The sequence below is a fragment of the Flavonifractor sp. An4 genome (genome assembly GCF_002161755.1).
Taxonomy (GTDB): Bacteria; Bacillota; Clostridia; order Oscillospirales; family Oscillospiraceae; genus Flavonifractor; species Flavonifractor avicola.
The window spans coordinates 1-1,206 of record NZ_NFIL01000103.1 but is presented as its reverse complement, the minus strand read 5'-3'; the positions used below and the strand labels follow the sequence as shown (position 1 = coordinate 1,206).

The window sequence follows — 1,206 nt, the reverse complement described above, 5'->3', positions numbered from 1 at the left end:
TAAAACGAAACCTGGCGTTAATTAACGCCAGGCCTCGCAAAGTTTTGAATTTCCATTCTGCCCAGGAATTATGGGACTTCGAACTCAATTCCTGTTGCACTTAGTTTGACAATTCACTTGTTTTTGAAGAAAATGAAAAAAAGAGATTGACAAGTAGGGAACTATATTGTATAATCTTTTTTGCATTTGACCTGGACAGGACGTGGAGAGATGTCCGAGTGGTTGAAGGAACCGGTCTTGAAAACCGGCGATGTGGAAGCATCCGTGGGTTCGAATCCCACTCTCTCCGCCACACTTTTATAAGGTATGTTCATTCGGCACGCAGAAGTACCCAAGTGGCCGAAGGGGCTCCCCTGCTAAGGGAGTAGGGCGGGAAACCGTCGCGAGGGTTCAAATCCCTCCTTCTGCGCCAAAAGAGAAACCCTGTATCCGCAACGGATACAGGGTTTTTTCTTACTCTTGCAACGGAAAGAGCGATTCCAGTTTAGTGTGTGCGTTTCCGGTTTCGGTAGTGCAAAACCGGAATTTAACACACAAATTGCACACGCCGTTACACACGGGATTACCGGCGGGCGGCGTCCAGAAGAACCTTGATTCGGGCCACACGGTCCATAAGGTGGGAGTGTTCCCAGTCCCAAACCGCCTGCATACCGGCGGGGACTTCATGCCCATCGGCTTTCTGCGCCTGGATCAGGCGTACAGCCTGTTCGTGCAGAGTATCAACGTGGGACAGTTCCTGAGCGCTCATAGTGGCGTACATAGAGGACAGGCGGTCGTCCATACCCTTGTACTGGGTGGCCTTCTTTGCGTAGTGCTCGGCGCTGTCCAGCTCCTCGCGGATATCCTCAACGATTTCAGCAATCATTTTCATGGTTATCACCCCTTGATGTAGCGGTAGAGCTTTTCCAGGTCAGACTTGTCAACGGTCATGTCCCCAATGAGCGGAATATTGATGACCTGCTTTTCTCCGTTAGCAAACTGCGGAGCAACGGCTTGATACAGCTTGTCGATATCCACGTTGCCCTCGGCGTCGATCACGTCCAGAACGGCGACCGCAGGATGCTCCCGGTACTTCTCCATCAGACCGACCACGTTGTTGGCGGCCAGCGCCGTGTAGATGCCCAGGCCCAGCTTTTTAATGCCGGTCAGATGGGGGAGAACGTCAGTATCAATGTATTTAACAAGGCCGGTTTTGACCTGCTGCAT

General features: G+C 51.6%; 2 protein-coding genes and 2 tRNA genes. 2 read left to right on the top strand and 2 right to left on the bottom strand.

Annotated features, from left to right (window positions below):
• Positions 1-204 precede the first annotated feature (204 nt).
• Positions 205-292 (top strand) — tRNA-Ser (locus tag B5F94_RS15880).
• A 29-nt stretch (positions 293-321) separates the two neighbouring features.
• Positions 322-412 (top strand) — tRNA-Ser (locus B5F94_RS15875).
• A 150-nt stretch (positions 413-562) separates the two neighbouring features.
• Here the strand turns inward: B5F94_RS15875 and B5F94_RS15870 are convergent.
• Positions 563-871 (bottom strand): hypothetical protein, encoded by a 309-nt coding sequence (locus tag B5F94_RS15870; protein ID WP_087331552.1) that lies wholly within the window; start codon positions 869-871, stop codon positions 563-565.
• Between the two features lie 5 nt (positions 872-876).
• A partial coding sequence (locus B5F94_RS16580) for a hypothetical protein (RefSeq protein WP_087331549.1) occupies positions 877-1,206 on the bottom strand: 330 nt, incomplete at its 5' end.

Bases quoted from the DNA above. Each gene is read 5' to 3' on its own strand.
- B5F94_RS15870 (WP_087331552.1), bottom strand. From the start codon at position 871: ATGAAAATGATTGCTGAAATCGTTGAGGATATCCGCGAGGAGCTGGAC.